Source organism: Leisingera aquaemixtae (assembly GCF_006740765.1).
Lineage (GTDB): Bacteria > Pseudomonadota > Alphaproteobacteria > Rhodobacterales > Rhodobacteraceae > Leisingera > Leisingera aquaemixtae.
The window spans coordinates 2,462,449-2,478,629 of sequence record NZ_CP041159.1 but is presented as its reverse complement, the minus strand read 5'-3'; the positions used below and the strand labels follow the sequence as shown (position 1 = coordinate 2,478,629).

The 16,181-nt window shown below is 66.6% G+C and carries 16 protein-coding genes; 8 read left to right on the top strand and 8 right to left on the bottom strand.

The features are described 5' to 3' along the window. Positions 1-157 precede the first annotated feature (157 nt). Entirely contained in the window at positions 158-730 is a 573-nt protein-coding gene (locus tag R2C4_RS13750; protein ID WP_244940731.1) for a TlpA disulfide reductase family protein, read from the bottom strand. Positions 731-752: 22 nt separating this feature from the next. Between R2C4_RS13750 and argH the strand changes: the two genes are divergently transcribed. The 4 genes from argH (at position 753) to R2C4_RS13730 (ending at position 7,090) form a co-directional block, all read left to right on the top strand. Beyond that, positions 753-2,147: an argininosuccinate lyase gene (gene argH / locus R2C4_RS13745; RefSeq protein ID WP_208764494.1), complete on the top strand. Its 1,395-nt coding sequence runs from the start codon at positions 753-755 to the stop codon at positions 2,145-2,147. Positions 2,148-2,183: 36 nt separating this feature from the next. Next, entirely contained in the window at positions 2,184-2,363 is a 180-nt protein-coding gene (locus tag R2C4_RS13740) for a hypothetical protein (protein ID WP_141891076.1), read from the top strand. An 800-nt stretch (positions 2,364-3,163) separates the two neighbouring features. Beyond that, complete coding sequence (gene lysA, locus R2C4_RS13735) at positions 3,164-4,429, top strand: diaminopimelate decarboxylase (RefSeq protein WP_141891075.1); 1,266 nt, start codon at positions 3,164-3,166, stop codon at positions 4,427-4,429. Between the two features lie 48 nt (positions 4,430-4,477). Further along, entirely contained in the window at positions 4,478-7,090 is a 2,613-nt protein-coding gene (locus R2C4_RS13730; RefSeq protein ID WP_141891074.1) for a TIGR02302 family protein, read from the top strand. 63 nt (positions 7,091-7,153) lie between these two features. Here R2C4_RS13730 and R2C4_RS13725 read toward each other — a convergent pair whose 3' ends face one another. Further along, positions 7,154-8,077 carry a zinc-ribbon domain-containing protein gene (locus R2C4_RS13725; RefSeq protein ID WP_141891073.1) on the bottom strand — a complete coding sequence of 308 codons (924 nt, stop codon included), beginning with the start codon at positions 8,075-8,077 and terminating at the stop codon, positions 7,154-7,156. 220 nt (positions 8,078-8,297) lie between these two features. Between R2C4_RS13725 and R2C4_RS13720 the strand changes: the two genes are divergently transcribed. The 4 genes from R2C4_RS13720 to R2C4_RS13705 are packed head-to-tail and all read left to right on the top strand — an operon-like array spanning position 8,298 to position 11,200. Next, a complete protein-coding gene (locus tag R2C4_RS13720) occupies positions 8,298-8,975 on the top strand; it encodes a cell division ATP-binding protein FtsE (protein WP_058285256.1) in 678 nt (225 codons plus the stop codon). Beyond that, positions 8,972-9,871, top strand: coding sequence for a cell division protein FtsX (locus R2C4_RS13715; protein ID WP_058285176.1), 900 nt, complete (start codon positions 8,972-8,974; stop codon positions 9,869-9,871). The genes R2C4_RS13720 and R2C4_RS13715 overlap by 4 nt, the downstream gene beginning before the upstream one ends. After that, positions 9,868-10,617 carry a lysophospholipid acyltransferase family protein gene (locus R2C4_RS13710; RefSeq protein ID WP_141891072.1) on the top strand — a complete coding sequence of 250 codons (750 nt, stop codon included), beginning with the start codon at positions 9,868-9,870 and terminating at the stop codon, positions 10,615-10,617. The genes R2C4_RS13715 and R2C4_RS13710 overlap by 4 nt, the downstream gene beginning before the upstream one ends. Further along, positions 10,595-11,200, top strand: a complete 606-nt coding sequence (locus tag R2C4_RS13705; protein ID WP_141892103.1) for a pyridoxamine 5'-phosphate oxidase family protein — start codon at positions 10,595-10,597, stop codon at positions 11,198-11,200. Before R2C4_RS13710 ends, R2C4_RS13705 begins: the two co-directional genes overlap by 23 nt. Positions 11,201-11,314: 114 nt before the next feature. Here the strand turns inward: R2C4_RS13705 and R2C4_RS13700 are convergent, their stop codons facing one another. The 6 genes from R2C4_RS13700 to odhB all read right to left on the bottom strand — a co-directional run bounded on the left by R2C4_RS13700 (position 11,315) and on the right by odhB (position 16,176). Continuing rightward, complete coding sequence (locus R2C4_RS13700) at positions 11,315-11,623, bottom strand: EthD family reductase (RefSeq protein ID WP_141891071.1); 309 nt, start codon at positions 11,621-11,623, stop codon at positions 11,315-11,317. A 116-nt stretch (positions 11,624-11,739) separates the two neighbouring features. After that, the gene (gene lpdA, locus R2C4_RS13695) at positions 11,740-13,131 is read right to left on the bottom strand and encodes a dihydrolipoyl dehydrogenase (protein ID WP_141891070.1); all 1,392 of its coding nucleotides are present in this window, start codon (positions 13,129-13,131) and stop codon (positions 11,740-11,742) included. A 70-nt stretch (positions 13,132-13,201) separates the two neighbouring features. Beyond that, positions 13,202-13,471, bottom strand: coding sequence for a hypothetical protein (locus R2C4_RS13690; RefSeq protein ID WP_058285181.1), 270 nt, complete (start codon positions 13,469-13,471; stop codon positions 13,202-13,204). 166 nt (positions 13,472-13,637) lie between these two features. Continuing rightward, on the bottom strand, positions 13,638-14,048 hold the full coding sequence (locus R2C4_RS13685) for an MAPEG family protein (protein WP_141891069.1): 411 nt from the start codon (positions 14,046-14,048) through the stop codon (positions 13,638-13,640). Beyond that, positions 14,045-14,530: a hypothetical protein gene (locus tag R2C4_RS13680; protein WP_141891068.1), complete on the bottom strand. Its 486-nt coding sequence runs from the start codon at positions 14,528-14,530 to the stop codon at positions 14,045-14,047. The genes R2C4_RS13685 and R2C4_RS13680 overlap by 4 nt, the downstream gene beginning before the upstream one ends. A 113-nt stretch (positions 14,531-14,643) precedes the next feature. Continuing rightward, entirely contained in the window at positions 14,644-16,176 is a 1,533-nt protein-coding gene (gene odhB, locus R2C4_RS13675; protein WP_141891067.1) for a 2-oxoglutarate dehydrogenase complex dihydrolipoyllysine-residue succinyltransferase, read from the bottom strand. Positions 16,177-16,181: the final 5 nt, after the last annotated feature.

Genomic DNA, 16,181 nt, shown 5'->3' with positions numbered 1-16,181 from the left:
ACCCTAAACGCGGGCGCCTTACCGGGGCGTCCCTCAGGAGTGAAATAGTGCGAATCTCTGCTGGGTCAGGGCCACGGGGTGAGCGGCGGCGCGGCAAAGAAACTCTCTCGTTTGCAGCGCCGGCCAGCCCTCAGCCCAAGCGTCCCGGGTGCTTCGCTCAGCTGCCTTCCGGATCAGCGATCATCGCCGCGATAATCGCCTTGGCGCTGTCCGAGTTCCATTCGGCATCGCCCAAAAGCCGCGCGGCCTCCTTGCCGTCGCGGTCCAAAAGCACCGTGATCGGCAGGCCGATCACCGCCATTTCGCGGGCCAGCGCCTGTTTCGGGTCCTGGTGGCGGGGCAGGCTGTTGATGCCGTTTTCATCAAAGAATTTCTGGATGCCCGCGGGCGAGTTGCGCCCGGTGGCGATGGTCAGCACCTGGAAATCCGCGCCGCCGAACTCCTGCTGCAGTTCTTCCAGCTGCGGCATCTCCTTGCGGCAGGGGGCGCACCAGGTGGCCCAGAAGTTCAAGAGCACGATCTTGCCCCTGTAGTCGGCCAGGGTCGCGGTGCCCGCGCCGTCGGCCAGGTCAAACGCGGCCGCGGACACATCGCGCGGCTCGGCATGCACCACCAGCTTCTTCATCGAGCCGTCGCGCAGAGCCTCCAGCTGCGCCTGATCCGCCGCAACAGCGGCATTTGCACCCAAGGCGAGGGCCATATAAAGGGAAAGCTGACGAAACAGACGCATATTATCTCCGGGGTTCCACACCATGACAGATCAATCCTCGAACCAGATGTGGGGCGGCCGCTTTGCCGCTGGCCCGGACGCGATCATGGAGGCAATCAATGCCTCGATCGGGTTCGACAAGCGGATGGCGGCGCAGGACATTGCCGGTTCCAGGGCCCATGCGGCGATGTTGGCCGCAACAGGCGTCATTACGGATAATGATGCCGAGGCCATTCGGGAAGGGCTGCTCACCGTTTTGTCAGAGATCGAGGGCGGAACCTTCCAGTTTTCCACGGCACTTGAAGACATCCACATGAATGTGGAGGCCCGCCTGAAAGAGATCATCGGCGAGCCTGCGGGCCGTCTGCACACGGGCCGGTCGCGCAATGACCAAGTGGCGACCGATTTCAAACTCTGGGTGCGCGACCAGCTGGACGCGGCGGAATCGGGCCTCTTGGCGCTGATCCGCGCGCTTCTGTCGCAGGCCGAGGCCGGCGCCGATTGGGTGATGCCGGGCTTCACCCACCTGCAGACCGCGCAGCCGGTCACCTGGGGCCACCACATGATGGCCTATGTGGAGATGTTCGGCCGCGACCTCAGCCGGGTGCGCGACGCCCGCGCAAGAATGAACGAATCGCCCCTGGGCGCGGCGGCGCTGGCGGGTACCTCCTTCCCGATCGACCGGGAAATGACCGCCAAGGCGCTGGGCTTTGACCGTCCGGCGGCAAATTCGCTCGATGCCGTCTCTGACCGTGACTTCGCGCTGGAGTTCCTGTCCTGTGCCTCGATCAGCGCCATGCACCTCAGCCGCTTTGCCGAGGAGCTGGTGATCTGGTCCTCAGCCCAGTTCCGTTTCGTGACGCTCTCCGACCGCTTCTCCACCGGCTCGTCCATCATGCCGCAGAAGAAGAACCCGGACGCGGCTGAGCTGATCCGCGCCAAGGTGGGCCGGATCTTTGGCGCCAATACCGCGCTGATGATGGTGATGAAGGGGCTGCCGCTGGCCTATTCCAAGGACATGCAGGAAGACAAGGAACAGGTCTTTGACGCCGCCGACAACTGGATGCTGGCGCTGGCGGCGATGGAGGGCATGGTGAAGGACATGACCGGCAACCGCGAGTCGCTGGCGGCCGCGGCAGGCTCCGGCTTCTCCACCGCCACCGACTTGGCCGACTGGCTGGTGCGGGTGCTGAAGGTGCCGTTCCGCGATGCGCACCACGTGACCGGCACCCTTGTGGCGATGGCCGAAAAGCGCGGCTGCGACCTGCCGGATCTTTCGCTTGCGGATATGCAGGGCGTGCATGCCGGCATCACCGAGGACATCTTCTCTGTGCTTGGCGTCGAAAACTCGGTAAACTCGCGCATGTCTTATGGCGGCACCGCACCCGCCCAGGTGCGCGCGCAGATTGCCCGCTGGAAAGAGGTTCTGGGCGGCTGAGGCCGTCCGGGCGGGGCTGCTGCAAGGAGGCAGACAATGCGCAACGTGATTTTTGCCTTGATCGGGCTGGCGGTGCTGGCCGCCTGCGGCGTCGACGGCGAGCCGGTGCAGCCGACGCTGAACGCCGGCGTTGGTGTCGGCGGCGGAGGCGGTGTTCATGTCGGCGGCGCGGTCGGGCTGCATAAGGGGCCGGTCAGCGTCTATCTGGGGTTCTAGCGGTGCCGTGCCCTTGATGCGCAACCGCTCAGCCACCATCTGAGAACCGCCCCTCTGCAACAGCCGGGGCGGTTTTTCTTTGGAGATTGCGCGATGAAGCCTGTTGTTATGTTTGCGGCATTGCTTGCACTTGCAGCCTGCGAGACCGGGGCGCCGGCAGCGGGGCGGCCGCAACAGCATGACACCGCCAAGTCCAGTGCGCCTGCCAAACCCGGTGTGAAAGTGTCCGGCTCGGCCCGGGTTGGGGTGTCTCATAGCTTCTAGGCGCACGGCTTTTGCCCGTCCGGCCAGCCGGCCCGGGCGGGTGCGCTTTGCTGCGTTGCTGTTCTGCCAGCCCTGATCTGCTTGCCTAGATCTGCCAGTCTTATTCTGCCTGTCCTGACCTGCTGCCGGTTCTGCAGCTGTCAGACGTAAGGAATGGCGGCGCCGCCAAGGGGCGGAGGCGGGACGGGAGCTTCCTCCCGCACGCTGAACGTCGTCTTTGCGTGCCCGTGCCAAAGGGCCCTGTTCCAGGATGCCGGGGGTGTCAGGCCCGGCAGTGACCGCGATCAGGGAAAAGAATGCCGCACGCCGCTTAAGATCGGGTGAGGGCAGCGTGCGCTGGGGGCGCAACCCCCGGGGCCGCGGCACCCGGAGGCCGCGGTTGCGCAGTGAGTATTTGGGGAAAGATGAAGGCGCGGCATCCTGTTTTCATCTTTCTTCCAAATACTCAAAAATCCCGGCGCGGCCGCTGGCAGGACGCCGGAGGGCTGGGCGGAATCATTTGATCCATCTGCCCCTTTTGCCCTAAACGCTGGGCCATGGACCATTTTCTCTACCGCGACGGCGCGCTTTTCGCCGAAGACGTTCCCATCTCCGAGATCGCCGCGGCGGTGGGCACCCCGTTCTATGTCTATTCCACCGCCACTCTCTTGCGTCATTTCCGCCTGTTCGACGAGGCGCTGGAGGGCACCGATCACCTGGTCTGCTTTGCGATGAAAGCGGCCTCCAACCAGGCGATCCTGAAGACGCTGGCGCAGGCCGGCGCGGGCATGGATGTGGTCAGCCAGGGCGAATACCTGCGGGCCAGGGCGGCGGGCGTTCCGGGCGACAGGATCGTCTTCTCCGGTGTCGGCAAAACGGCAGAGGAAATCCGCGTGGCGCTCACTGGCGGCATCCGCCAGTTCAACGTCGAATCCGAGCCGGAGATGGAGGTGATCAGCGCGGTGGCAGAGGAGCTGGGCACCAAGGCCCCGATCACCATCCGGGTGAACCCGGATGTGGATGCCAAGACCCACGCTAAAATCGCCACCGGCAAATCCGAGAACAAGTTCGGCATCCCGATTGCCCGCGCCCGCGAGGTCTATGCCCGCGCCGCCGCGCTGCCGGGACTGGAGGTGGTGGGGATCGACGTCCACATCGGCTCGCAGCTGACCGACCTGGAGCCGTTCCGTCTGGCCTACCAGAAGGTGGCGGAGCTGACGGACGCCCTGCGCGCCGACGGCCACGACATCCGCCGCCTCGACCTCGGCGGCGGCCTGGGCATTCCTTACGAGCGCTCGAACTCCGCGCCGCCCTTGCCGGTGGAATACGGCGCAATGGTCAAGGAAACGCTTGGCCACTTGGGTTGCGAGATCGAGATTGAGCCGGGCCGCCTGATCGCGGGCAACGCAGGCCAGTTGGTGTCGAAAGTGATCTATGTCAAATCGGGCGAGGGGCGCGATTTCGTGATCCTCGATGCGGCGATGAACGACCTGATCCGCCCGGCGATGTATGAGGCGCATCACGACATCATCCCGGTCGAGGAGCCCGCAGCGGGCGTGGAAAGCCGGCCCTATGACATCGTCGGCCCGGTGTGCGAGACCGGCGACACCTTTGCCAAGCAGCGCGATCTGCCGCCGCTTGCCGCGGGCGATTTGGTCTCCTTCCGCAGCGCCGGCGCCTACGGCGCGGTGATGGCGAGCGAGTACAACTCCCGCCCGCTGATCCCCGAAGTGCTGGTGCACGGGGATCAATTCGCGGTTATTCGCCGGCGGCCGGACTATGAAGAGATGATAAACCGCGATACCATCCCGGAGTGGCTCTGAAGCGGTCCGGACGCGATCCGGCGCGGGCCATCACAGCATGAGGCCCGAATGCCCTTTGACAGACGTGCCGATCCGGTCCTGAGGAAACTGCGCTGGCCTGTGGCTTTGACGCAGGCGGGGCTTGTGGCCGAACGGGCCGTGCGCGCCTTCTGGCCGCTGGTTTCGGTGCTGATGGCGGCGCTGGCGGCGCTGATGCTGGGGCTGCACCAGCTGCTGCCGGACAGCGCGGTCTGGATGGGTGCGATTGCGGCTGTGCTAGCCGCCGCGGCCGCCTGCGGCTGGGGCGCCTGGCGGTTCCGCTGGCCCAGCCGGGCCGCGGCGCTGGAGCGGCTGGACGCCGCCTTGCCGGGCCGTCCGGTCAGCGCCCTGCTGGACACACAGGCCATTGGCGCTGAGGACGCCGCCTCCGTCGCGTTGTGGCAGGCGCACCAGCGCCGGATGGCCGCCGCCGCCGCGCAGGCCCGCGCCCCTGCGCCCGACCTGAACGTCGCGTCCGCCGACCCCTATGCGCTGCGCTATATGGCGATGCTGTTCCTGGCGGTTGCGCTCCTGTTCGGATCGATCTGGCAGGTGGCCACCGTCAAGGATCTGGGCACCGGCGGCCCGGCGGCCCTCAGCGGTCCGGCCTGGGAGGGCTGGGCGGAGCCGCCCGCCTATACCCGCCTGCCGGTGCTATACCTGAACGATCAGCCCGAGGGGGTACTGAAACTGCCCGAAGGCAGCCGTGTCACCCTGCGGTTCTATGGCGAAACGGGAGCTTTAACCCTGTCGGAAGCCATCTCTGACCCCGCCGCGGAGCAGCCGCCGGCGCCGGAGGGCGCAATGGCCTTCGATGTGACCCGCAACGGCGGCTTTGCCATCGAAGGGAACGGCGGGCGCAGCTGGCGGGTGGAGGTGGTCCCGGATCACCCGCCCGGCATCGCGGTGGCCGGCCCGCCGGAGCTGGAGACTGACGGCTTCACCTCGCTGGCCTTCAGCGCCCGGGATGATTACGGCGTGGCAGGCGGGCAGGTGCGGATCACCCTGGATCTGGCCGCGGTGGAGCGGCAGCACGGGCTGGCCGCCGATCCGGACCCGCGCGAGGCGCTGGTGCTGGACCTGCCGCTGCCCCTGTCCGGCTCGCGCGAGGACTTCACCGAAAAGCTGATCGAGGATTTTGCCCGCCATCCCTGGGCCAACCTGCCGGTGGTGTTCACCCTGTCGGCCATGGATGAGGCCGGGCAGTCCTCCGCCGCCGCAGGCTTTGGCACAGAGCTCTTGTCCCGCCGCTTCTTTGACCCGCTGGCCGCGGCGGTGATCGAACAGCGCCGCGACCTGCTGTGGGCGCGCGCGAATGCGGTGCGGGTGGCGCAGATCCTGCGCACCCTGTCGCACCGCCCGGACGGGCTGTTCCGCGATTATGGCGATTACCTGCGGCTGCGCACCATCCTGCGGCGGCTGGAAAGCTACACCGTGCAGGGCTCCCTTCCCGAACCGCGGCAGGAGGAGATCGCCGCCGCGCTGTGGGATCTGGCGATGCAGCTGGAAGAGGGCGACGTGGGCGATGCGCTGGAGCGGATGCGGCGGGCGCAGGAGCGGCTGAGCCAGGCGATGCGCGACGGTGCCAGCGAGCAGGAGATCGCCCGCCTGATGCAGGAGCTGCGCGAGGCGACCCAGGATTATCTGCGCCAGCTGAGCCGGATGGCGGAATCCAATGGCGAGATGATGGACCAGGGCGACATGCCCGAGGACATGATGACGCTCAGCCAGGATGATCTGCAGGCGATGATGGACCGCATCCAGGAGCTGATGGAGCAGGGCCGCATGGCCGAGGCCGAGCAGGCGCTGCGCGAATTCCAGCAAATGATGGAAAACATGCGGATGACCCGCTCGCAGCAGGGCCAGGGGCAAGGCGATCAGGGCCGCGAGGCGATGGAGGGGCTGGCGGAGACCCTGCGCGAGCAGCAAGGCCTGTCGGATCAGGCCTTCCGCGACCTGCAGGAACAGTTCAACCCCGGCGCCCGTAGCGGCGAGAGCCAGGGCAACGAGGGCCGTGACGGCGGCCTGGGCCGCGGCCAGAGCCACCAGGGCGGCCAGGGCGGCGACAGCGGCGCGGGTGAAGGCGGCGAGGGGGCGGACAGCCGCAACCCGGATGGACAGGGCGGCCAGGGCGGCAGCGGCCGCGAACAGCCGGGGCAGGGCGGCTCGCTGGCGGACCGTCAGCAGGCCTTGCGCCAGCAGCTGCAGCAGCAGCGCGACGGGCTGCCGTATCTGAGCGGCGAGGCCGGAGAGGCCGCGCGCGAGGCGCTGGACCGTGCTGGCCGCGCCATGGAGGGCGCCGAGGACGCGCTGCGCGGCGGCGACAATGCCGAGGCCATCGACCGCCAGTCGGACGCCATGGAGGCGCTGCGCGAAGGGATGCGCAGTCTGGGCGAGGCGCTGGCGCAGCGCGACGACGGCCAGCGCAACGGCCAGGGGCAGCCGTCGTCGACGGCGCAGGGCGACCGGCTGGACCCGCTGGGCCGCAGCAACGGCTCGGTCGATGACGGCGGCAAGGTCGGCGAGGGCAACGCCTACCGCCGGGCCTGGGACCTGCTGGAGGATATCCGCCGCCGGGCCGGCGAGCGCGAGCGCACCGAGCGCGAGCGCAGCTATCTGCAGCGGCTGCTGGACCGGTTCTGAGAGCCGGGCGGGCGCGCCGGAGAATCTGTCAGTTCAAGAGGGGTATATAAGAGGCCGGCTGCGTTACTGCGCGGCTGTCAGGGTTTTCACCTGCGCATCCAGCCACAGCCGCATCTGATCCACCCAGCTGACATAGCCGCTGAGCGCGGGCTCCGCCTGCGGCAGTTTCTCGGCAATCAGGCTGGCATTGTCATAGACAATCACCATCACCAGCGCCGCAATCAGCGACAGCGAAAAGCCGCGGGCAAAATTGTTCTTGCGCCGCAGCGGCAGCTCTTCTGTGGCCGCATACTGGGCCGGCGCGCCGCTGCCGGCAGAGCGCAGGGTGGAGTTGATCTCTTCGATGTCCGGCAGCAGCTCCTTGCGGGAGCCGCTCTCGGCGGCGGCCAGCTGGCGCGGATCCTCGCCGCGGATGCGGGCCATCCGGTCGCGGGCCTGACGGCTGCGGCGGGCGGTCTCGTCTTCGGGGGCGATGGCCTCCTCCAGCCCCAGGTCGGGCTGGGTCTCCAGGCTTTGGCTTTCTGCCGCCCGCAGCGAGGCTTCGCGCTCGGCCTCCTCGCGCAGGATGCCGCTCAGGGCCGGATCAAGTGCGCGCGCGCGCTGCGGCTGCGGTTCGGCCTGCTGAGGCGGTGTGTCCTCGGCTGCGTCCTGCGCAAAACCGTCCGGAGTGTCTGCGCGGCTGCCTGCGAAAAAGTCTGCCGCCTCATCTTCGATGCCGCTGCGCTCTGAGGCAGGTTCCGCGGCATTTTCGGCGGCTTCTTCAGCGGCCTGCTGCAGGGCGCTGACCGCTGCGTGCTGCTCCGGCTCTTCTGCGGCCTCAGCCGGGGCGGCGGCGTCCTCTGCCAACGGGGCAGCCGCCGTTTCCGCAGCGGCGGCCTGGAACCAAGTCTGGCCGCAGTCGGAACATTGCACATCCCGCCCTTCCGCAGGGATCACATCCTCCGGCACTTCGTATTCGGCTGCACAATTCGGGCAGGTCAGGCGCATCATGCTCTCCTCGGCACCATCCCGCCGCCCGGCGGGCGGGCGGGTTGTTTTTCAACGGATTATATGGGTCCGCGTCCGGCGGCGAAAGAGACAATCGGCCGGACGCCGCAGCCCTTGGCTTCCCGGCAACAGAGCCCCCATTGAAACTGCCGGCCCCTTGGGGCAAAACACCGGAGCAAAATACCGGGGCGCCAAACCGGGGCGCATTCAGGGGGCGGCAGTGATCGAGCTGGAAAATGTGGGCTACAACTACGGCGGCGGCGAGCTGCTGGATGCCGTGTCGGTGCAGCTGGCACCGGGCTCGTTCCACTTCCTGACCGGGCCGTCCGGCGCGGGCAAGACGACGCTGCTGAAACTCTGCTACGGCGCGCTGACCCCGACCTCGGGCCGGGTGCGCGCCTTCAATATGGATGTGCACGGGCTGGACCGCGACCAGATGGCCTATCTGCGCCGCCGCGTCGGCGTGGTGCATCAGGACTGCCGGTTCCTGGACCATCTGCCGGTGATCGAGAACATCGCCCTGCCGCTGCTGGTGTCGGGCCGCGAGCTGGGCCACGAGGAAGCCAACCTTCATGAGCTGCTGAACTGGGTCGGCCTCAGCGAGCGCGCCCATGCGCTGCCGCCGGAGCTGTCGGGCGGCGAGCGGCAGCGGGCCGCGCTGGCGCGCTCGGTGATCCTGTCGCCGGATGTGATCATCGCGGATGAGCCCACCGGCAACGTCGACTGGGAGATGTCGCAGCGGCTGCTGCAGCTTCTGGTGGAGCTGAACCGGATGGGCAAGACGATCCTGGTCGCCACCCATGACCTGTCGCTGATCCGGGCCGCCAAGAACCAGGTGCAGGCGCGGGTGCTGCGGATCTCCAACCGGCAATTGCAGCTGGCGGGGGCGGACCTATGACCGACAGCAAGCTGCACAAGCTGATCCTGGGCGACACCCAGGCCAACCGGGTGGTGCCGCCCACCGGCTTCACCGCCCAGCTGACGCTGTTTGTGGCGGGTGCGATGGGGTTTCTGGCGGTGTTTGCCCTGGCACTGTCGATGGCCTCCGGCCGCCTGGCCGACCGCTGGGCCTCGGAGCTGGCGCGCGCCGCCACCCTGCGCATCAACGCCCCGGCAGAGCAGCGCGTGGCGCAGACCGAGGCGGCGCTGGAAATCCTGCGCCAGACGCCGGGCGTCGCAACCGCCCGAGCCCTGAGCGGCGAGGAGCAGGCGGCGCTGCTGGCGCCCTGGTTCGGCTCCAGCCTGCCTGCGGGCAGCCTGCCGCTGCCGCAGCTGATCGAGGTCACCGCGGATGATCCCGGCTATGACCCGGCGGGGCTGCGGCTGCGGCTGCAGGCCGAGGTGCCCGGCGCGGTGCTGGACGATCACACCCGCTGGCGCGAGCCGCTGGTGGACGCGGCACGCTCGCTGCGGCGCCTGGCCTGGGTGTCGATCCTGCTGATCGGCGGCGCCACCGCGGCAATGATCACCCTGGCGGCCAACGCCGCGCTTGCGGCCAATGCCCAGGTGATCGAGGTGCTGCGGCTGGTCGGCGCGCTTGACAGCTATATCGCCCAGGCCTTCATCCGCCGCTTCACCCTGCGGGCGCTGACCGGCGCCGCGGCGGGTGTGGTTCTGGGCATGATTGGGGTCTGGCTGATGCCGGAAGCTTCGGATGAGGGCGGTTTCCTGACCGGCCTCGGTTTTCAGGGCTGGGGTTGGCTGGTGCCGCTGCTGATCCCGCCGCTGGGCGCGCTGGTGGCCTTTGCCGCCACCACCCGTGCCGCCACCAAACGTTTGGGAGAGCTGTCTTGAAGAACCCGGTCCAATGGCTGCGCTCGGCGGTCTTTCTGGTGCAGATGTATCTGGCGATGCTGGTGCTGGGTGTGGTCTTCGCCCCCTGGGCCGCAGTCTCGCCCAAGGGGGCGCGGCTGGCCTGCAAGTCCTACGCCCGCTGGGTGCTGTGGACCGCGCGCTGGATGGTCGGCATCCGCTCCGAGGTGCGCGGCCAGGTGCCCTCCGGCGAGGTGATCGTCGCGGCCAAGCACCAGAGCTTCCTGGACATCCTGATCATCTTCAACGCGGTGCCGTCCGCCCGCTTCATCATGAAGCGCGAGCTGATGTGGACGCCGGTGATCGGGGTTTATGCCAAACGCCTGGGCTGCGTGCCGGTGGACCGCGGCAAGCGCGGCGCGGCGATTGCCAAGATGGTCAAGGATGTGGCGCTGCAAAGCCGTGAGCCGGGCCAGCTGATCATCTACTCCCAGGGCACCCGCGTGGCGCCCGGCGCCCGCAAGCCCTACAAGATCGGCACCGCGGTGCTGTACCAGGGCCTGAGCCAGCCCTGCGTCCCGGCCGCCACCAATGTGGGCGTGTTCTGGCCGCGCACCGGCATCTACCGTAAGCCGGGGCTGGCGGTGGTGGAGTTCCTGGAGCCGATGCTGCCGGGGATGGACCGCGACGAATTCATGGTGCAATTGGAAAACCGGGTCGAGCGGCGCTCGGACGAATTGATGAGAGAAGCGGGATTTGAACCAGATGCAATACCTCAGCAGCATTGAAGACTTAGAGGCGCTTTACGGGGAACCGGGAGCGCCTTCTTTACGTAAGGTGGCGCGGCAGATGACGCCGCTTTACCGCAAGTGGATCATGGCGTCGAAGCTGTGCATGCTGGCCTCTGTCGGCCCGGAAGGGACCGACGACAGCCCGCGCGGCGATGACGGCCCGGTGGTGCAAGAGCTGGACCCGGGCACCCTGGCGCTGCCGGACTGGCGCGGCAACAACCGGCTGGACTCCTTGCGAAACATCGTGCGCGACGGGCGGGTGTCACTGATGTTTCTGGTGCCGGGATCGAACAATGTGGTGCGGGTCAACGGCACCGCCCGGCTGACCGCCGACCCGGATCTGCGCGCGCGTTTCGAGAAGAAAGGCAAGCTGCCGGCCACGGTGATCGTGGTCTCGATCGGCGAGATCTATTCCCAATGCGCGCGCGCGATGCTGCGGGCGGGCACCTGGAGCGGTGCTGACGAAAGCGCAGGCCTGCCGACCCTGGGCGACATCCTGGCGGAGCAGACAGCAGGCGAGGAGGGCGGTGCCGGATACGATCAAAGCTGGAACGCCCGCGCCGCCGAAACCATGTGGTGAGCGGGCGGCGCGGCGGTCAAGGACGTGCAGACGTCCTTGGCAAAAGTCTTTGAAGACTTTCACCGCCGCGCGGCCTGAGCCCGGGGAAACCCGGCCGGCGGGCCGCGGCGGCGGTCAGTTGATGACCTCGCCAATCAGGATCTGCGGCCGCACATCGGTGAAGTTCGGAATGTCCTCCAGCGCAGGCCCCGCCGCCTGCATCGCGGCGTCCAGCGCCGCCTGATCGGCAAAGACAAAAGTGGCAATGGCGTAAAACGGCGCCGGGACATGCGGCCCGCCGGCCAGTCCCTTGGCCACCACAGAGGACTGGATATGCGGCCCCATGTGCTGGTCCACGATCTGCATGTGGGTCTTTGCGTAATAGGCGTGGTCGAACTTGGTTCCCTCTGTGACGGGGTAGATGACTTGCAACGTGACGGGCATGGGTGTCTCCTGCGGGTTATAAACTTTGGGGCAGTAGAGCGGGGTTGGAGTGCCTTGCCAATTGAAAAAGGGCAGCTGCGGCCAGCTGCCCTTTTCCGTACCCTGATCAGCCCAGCTTAGCTGTGGATCGGACCGTCGCCGCAGGCCAGAGCCGCTTCGCGCACGGCTTCGGAGTAGGTCGGATGCGCGTGGCAGGTCAGCGCCACATCTTCGGCAGAGGCGCCGAATTCCATCGCCACGCAAAGCTCGTGGATCAGGTCGCCCGCCGCCGGGCCGATGATCGCGGCGCCGAGAATGCGGTCGGTTTCCTTGTCGGCGATGATCTTGACGAAGCCGCCCTCGGCCTGGTGCACAGCCTTGGCGCGGGCGTTGCCCATGAACATGAACTTGCCGACCTTGATCTTCTTGCCCTCGGCCTTCAGCGCGTCCTCGGTCGCGCCCACGGTGGCCACTTCCGGCGTGGTGTAAACAACACCCGGAATGACGCCATAGTTCACATGGCCGTGCTTGCCCGCGATCACCTCGGCGACCGCCATGCCCTCATCCTCGGCCTTGTGCGCCAGCATCGGGCCTTCGATCACGTCGCCAATCGCATAGATGCCCTTGATGTTGGTGGCCCAGTGGGTGTCGGTGGCAATCTGGCCGCGCTCGGTCATCTTGATCCCCAGGGCATCCAGCCCCAGCCCTTCGGCATAGGGTTTGCGGCCGGTCGCGACCAGCACCACATCGGCGTCCAGCGTCTCCTCGCCGCCGCCCTTCTTGGGCTGGTACCTGACCTTGGCCTTGGTCTTGGAGGTCTCGACCCCCTGCACCGCGGCGCCCAGGATGATGTTGAGGCCCTGCTTTTCCAGGATCCGCTTGAAGGAGCGCTGCACGTCCTTGTCCATGCCGGGGCAGACCGCGTCCATGTATTCCACCACGGTGACTTCCGAGCCGAGGCGGGCATAGACTGAGCCCAGCTCCAGTCCGATCACGCCGGCGCCGATCACCGCCAGTTTCTTGGGGATCTTCGGCAGTTCCAGCGCGCCGGTGGAGGAGACCACGATCTTCTCGTCGATCTCGACGCCCGGAATGGAGGACGGCACCGAGCCGGAGGCAATCACGATGTTTTTGGCCTCATGCACGTCGTCGCCGACCTGCACCTTGCCCGCTGCCGGGATCGAGGCCCAGCCCTTGATCCAGTCGATCTTGTTCTTCTTGAACAGGAACTCGATGCCGCCGGTGTTCTGGCCGATCACCTCGTCCTTGTAGGCCTTCATCTGGTCCCAGTCGACCGATGGCGATTTGCCCTTGAGGCCCATATGGGCAAAGTTGTGCTCTGCCTCATGCAGCAGGTGGGTCGAGTGCAAGAGCGCTTTGGAGGGGATGCAGCCCACGTTGAGGCAGGTGCCGCCGAGGGTTTCGCGGCCCTCGACAACAGCTGTCTTCAGTCCCAGCTGGGCGCAGCGGATGGCGCAGACATAGCCGCCGGGGCCGGCGCCGATTACGATGACGTCATATTGGGACATGGGTCGGTTTTCCTCTTTTCTCCCCGGTTCCGTTTGCCGGAACACGCGCTAGGGGATGGTTGTTTTATGATCAGACCGGGGTCAACATCTTGATCGAGATATTGGTGACCCCGTCGCGTTCAAGATGCATGGCGAGTTCCTCCGAACCGAAGAAGGCGCGGGCCTTGTCCAGATCGGTGATGGCGAACAGCGCCACGGCGTGGTTCTTCTTGTCCGGGTCGCTCCAGACGTTCATGTCGGTGATGCCAGAGGCCTGACGGTTGCGCTTGTCCTGCCGGAACACGGTGAGCCAGGCGTCGAAATCGGCCACATCGGCCTGCCAGAGTACGTGGGTTGCCATCGGTGTTACTCCTTTAATCTCAGTGCCGGCAGGATGCCCTGAAGCGGCTGGAGAATGCTTTGATTCCCCTCAATAAGGGCGGCTTCAACGGTGAAGTTTGCGAAATGGGGGCGCTGCCCCCGGCCCTGGCGGGCCTCCCCCGGAGTATTTGGGCAAAGGTGAATGGTCATATGAGCGCCGCCAGCAGCATGAGCGCGGTGGCGAGATAGCCCACGCTCCAGATCAGGCTGCGCCAGGGCACCCAGCCGAAAGCATAGGCCGGAATATAGAGCAGGCGCGCGCCGAGGTAGGCATAGGCACAGGCCGCGGTGAGGGGCGAGCTTTTACCCGCCAGCGTGACCGCGAGGCAGGCGATGGTGAAGAGGATCAGCCCTTCGAAGTGGTTGTTCATCGCGCGGTAGAGCCGCGCGGTGCGGGTGGAGACCTGATCCTGCAAGTCGCCGCCCAGCCGGTCCCGGTCGCGGGGGCCGAGCGTCTTGCCCTGGCCAAGTTCCAGGTTGGCAGGCACCGCCATCAGGGCGATCTGGAAGACCTGCAGGAGCGCGGCGAGGGTGAGGGCGGTGAGTTCGGGGGTCATTGGTACCCTTGCCAGTAAGCCTCAATCGTCCAGAGGCGACCTGCAGTCTCTTCCCTGATCGCGTCGATGAGGTGCTGGTAAGTATCCGAGCCCATTTTGGTCCAACTGCATTTCCCGCATGTGCGCAGGGCGATTTGCAGGCCGGGAGATCCGCACGTCTCCAGAGCAGAAAGCAGCACTCGGTCAATTGGCGGGTGTATGGCGTCAACCTTAGAAAGCTCTTGATGCACACCTTCTACGGGGCGTTGGAAGTCGGTTAGATAGATCGACTTCAAAAATACGTTAATCAATTTGGCTGCTCGACCGTGGGAGAAACCTGTCAAGCCAGCTATTTCTGCGCTGTCGATCACCTGCTGCCGCCAGCGGGCGTGGCAGGCATCGAAATGCGACGGTTCGGGCAAGCTGCTGGATCCGTCGCAAAAATTTTTAAAGCCGGTTGCTTGAAGCAAAGAGGCAGCTATTTTGCCAGTGAATCCCTGCATCTGACGGCTCGCTGCCCGGCCCGCTGCCCAAGCAGCGAACCGGAAGCGGTGTTCAGATGGTTGGTAGACGTCTAGAGACAAAGCTGCACCACTTAACTGAAGCCGGTTCTGACTTACAGATCCATCAGCAGGCGGCGCGGATCCTCGAGGGCTTCCTTGACGCGGACCAGGAAAGTCACGGCGCCTTTGCCGTCGACGATGCGGTGGTCATAGCTCAGCGCCAGGTACATCATCGGGCGGATCTTGATCTCGCCGTTGATCACCATCGGGCGGTCCTGGATCTTGTGCATGCCCAGAATACCTGACTGCGGCGGGTTCAGGATCGGCGATGACATCAGCGAGCCGTAGACGCCGCCGTTGGAGATGGTGAAGGTGCCGCCCTGCATTTCCGCCATGCTGAGCTTGCCGTCACGGGCGCGCTTGCCCTTCTCGGCGATCGCCTTTTCGATCTCGGCAAAGGACATCGCATCCGCGTCGCGGATCACCGGCACCACCAGGCCCTGTGGAGTGCCCGCGGCGACGCCCATATGCACGAAGTTCTTGTAGACGATGTCGGTGCCGTCGATCTCGGCGTTGACCTCGGGCACTTCCTTCAGCGCGTGGCAGCAGGCCTTGGTGAAGAACGACATGAAGCCTAGGCGGACGCCGTGCTTCTTCTCGAACTGGTCCTTGTACTGGTTCCGCAGCGCCATCACCTCGGTCATGTCCACCTCGTTGTAGGTGGTCAGGATCGCGGCGGTGTTCTGGGCGTCCTTCAGGCGCTTGGCGATGGTCTGGCGCAGGCGGGTCATCTTGACCCGCTCCTCGCGCGCGGCGTCATCCGCAGTGACCGGGCCGCGCACCTGGGCAGGCGCCGGGGCAGACGCCGGTGCGGATTTGGCAGCGGCGAGGGCGGCCGCGACGTCTTCCTTCATGATGCGCCCGTCGCGCCCGGTGCCCTTGACCTGGCTGGCGTCAATGCCGGCTTCCGCCATTGCCTTTTCCGCCGAGGGGGCGTTTTTGGCGCCTGTGCCCTGTCCGGTGCGGGTCGCGCCGTCAGCTTCTGCGGCGGGTCCGGCATCCGTGCCGCCCGCAGCGCCGGCTTCACCCGCCGACATGACCGCCAGCTTGCCGCCTGCGTTCACAGTTGCGCCTTCTTCGGCCAGGATTTCGGTCAGCACGCCGGCCGCGGGCGCGGGCACTTCGACGGACACCTTGTCGGTCTCCAGCTCGCACAGCATCTCGTCCTGCGCGACGCTGTCGCCCACCTTCTTGAACCAGGAGGAGACGGTCGCCTCGGAGACCGACTCGCCAAGCGCGGGGACCATGACCGGCACCGGGGCGCTGCCGCCGCCGGAGGACGCATCAGACGGAGCCGGTGCTGCCGCGGCCTTGGTTTCCGCTGCGGCCGGGGCTGCGGCGGTGCCGTTGGCCTCGGTCAGGGTGGCCAGCAGCGCATCGACGCCGACGGTTTCGCCTTCGCCGGCCACGATTTCGCCCAGGGTGCCGGCCGCGGGCGAGGGCACCTCGACGGTCACCTTGTCGGTTTCCAGCTCGCAGAGCATTTCATCGGCATTGACGGAGTCGCCGGGTTTCTTGAACCAGGTGGCCACGGTGGCCTCGGTCACGGATTCGCCCAGGGTGGGTACGCGGACTTCGGTTGTCATGTCTC

What these genes read in the sequence shown, in the direction of transcription:
- R2C4_RS13750 (WP_244940731.1), bottom strand. Translation starts at nt 730, where the DNA reads ATGCGTCTGTTTCGTCAGCTTTCCCTTTATATGGCCCTCGCCTTGGGT.
- argH (WP_208764494.1), top strand. Translation starts at nt 753, where the DNA reads ATGACAGATCAATCCTCGAACCAGATGTGGGGCGGCCGCTTTGCCGCT.
- R2C4_RS13740 (WP_141891076.1), top strand. Translation starts at nt 2,184, where the DNA reads ATGCGCAACGTGATTTTTGCCTTGATCGGGCTGGCGGTGCTGGCCGCC.
- lysA (WP_141891075.1), top strand. Translation starts at nt 3,164, where the DNA reads ATGGACCATTTTCTCTACCGCGACGGCGCGCTTTTCGCCGAAGACGTT.
- R2C4_RS13730 (WP_141891074.1), top strand. Translation starts at nt 4,478, where the DNA reads ATGCCCTTTGACAGACGTGCCGATCCGGTCCTGAGGAAACTGCGCTGG.
- R2C4_RS13725 (WP_141891073.1), bottom strand. Translation starts at nt 8,077, where the DNA reads ATGCGCCTGACCTGCCCGAATTGTGCAGCCGAATACGAAGTGCCGGAG.
- R2C4_RS13715 (WP_058285176.1), top strand. Translation starts at nt 8,972, where the DNA reads ATGACCGACAGCAAGCTGCACAAGCTGATCCTGGGCGACACCCAGGCC.
- R2C4_RS13705 (WP_141892103.1), top strand. Translation starts at nt 10,595, where the DNA reads ATGCAATACCTCAGCAGCATTGAAGACTTAGAGGCGCTTTACGGGGAA.
- R2C4_RS13700 (WP_141891071.1), bottom strand. Translation starts at nt 11,623, where the DNA reads ATGCCCGTCACGTTGCAAGTCATCTACCCCGTCACAGAGGGAACCAAG.
- lpdA (WP_141891070.1), bottom strand. Translation starts at nt 13,131, where the DNA reads ATGTCCCAATATGACGTCATCGTAATCGGCGCCGGCCCCGGCGGCTAT.
- R2C4_RS13690 (WP_058285181.1), bottom strand. Translation starts at nt 13,471, where the DNA reads ATGGCAACCCACGTACTCTGGCAGGCCGATGTGGCCGATTTCGACGCC.
- R2C4_RS13685 (WP_141891069.1), bottom strand. Translation starts at nt 14,048, where the DNA reads ATGACCCCCGAACTCACCGCCCTCACCCTCGCCGCGCTCCTGCAGGTC.
- R2C4_RS13680 (WP_141891068.1), bottom strand. Translation starts at nt 14,530, where the DNA reads ATGCAGGGATTCACTGGCAAAATAGCTGCCTCTTTGCTTCAAGCAACC.
- odhB (WP_141891067.1), bottom strand. Translation starts at nt 16,176, where the DNA reads ATGACAACCGAAGTCCGCGTACCCACCCTGGGCGAATCCGTGACCGAG.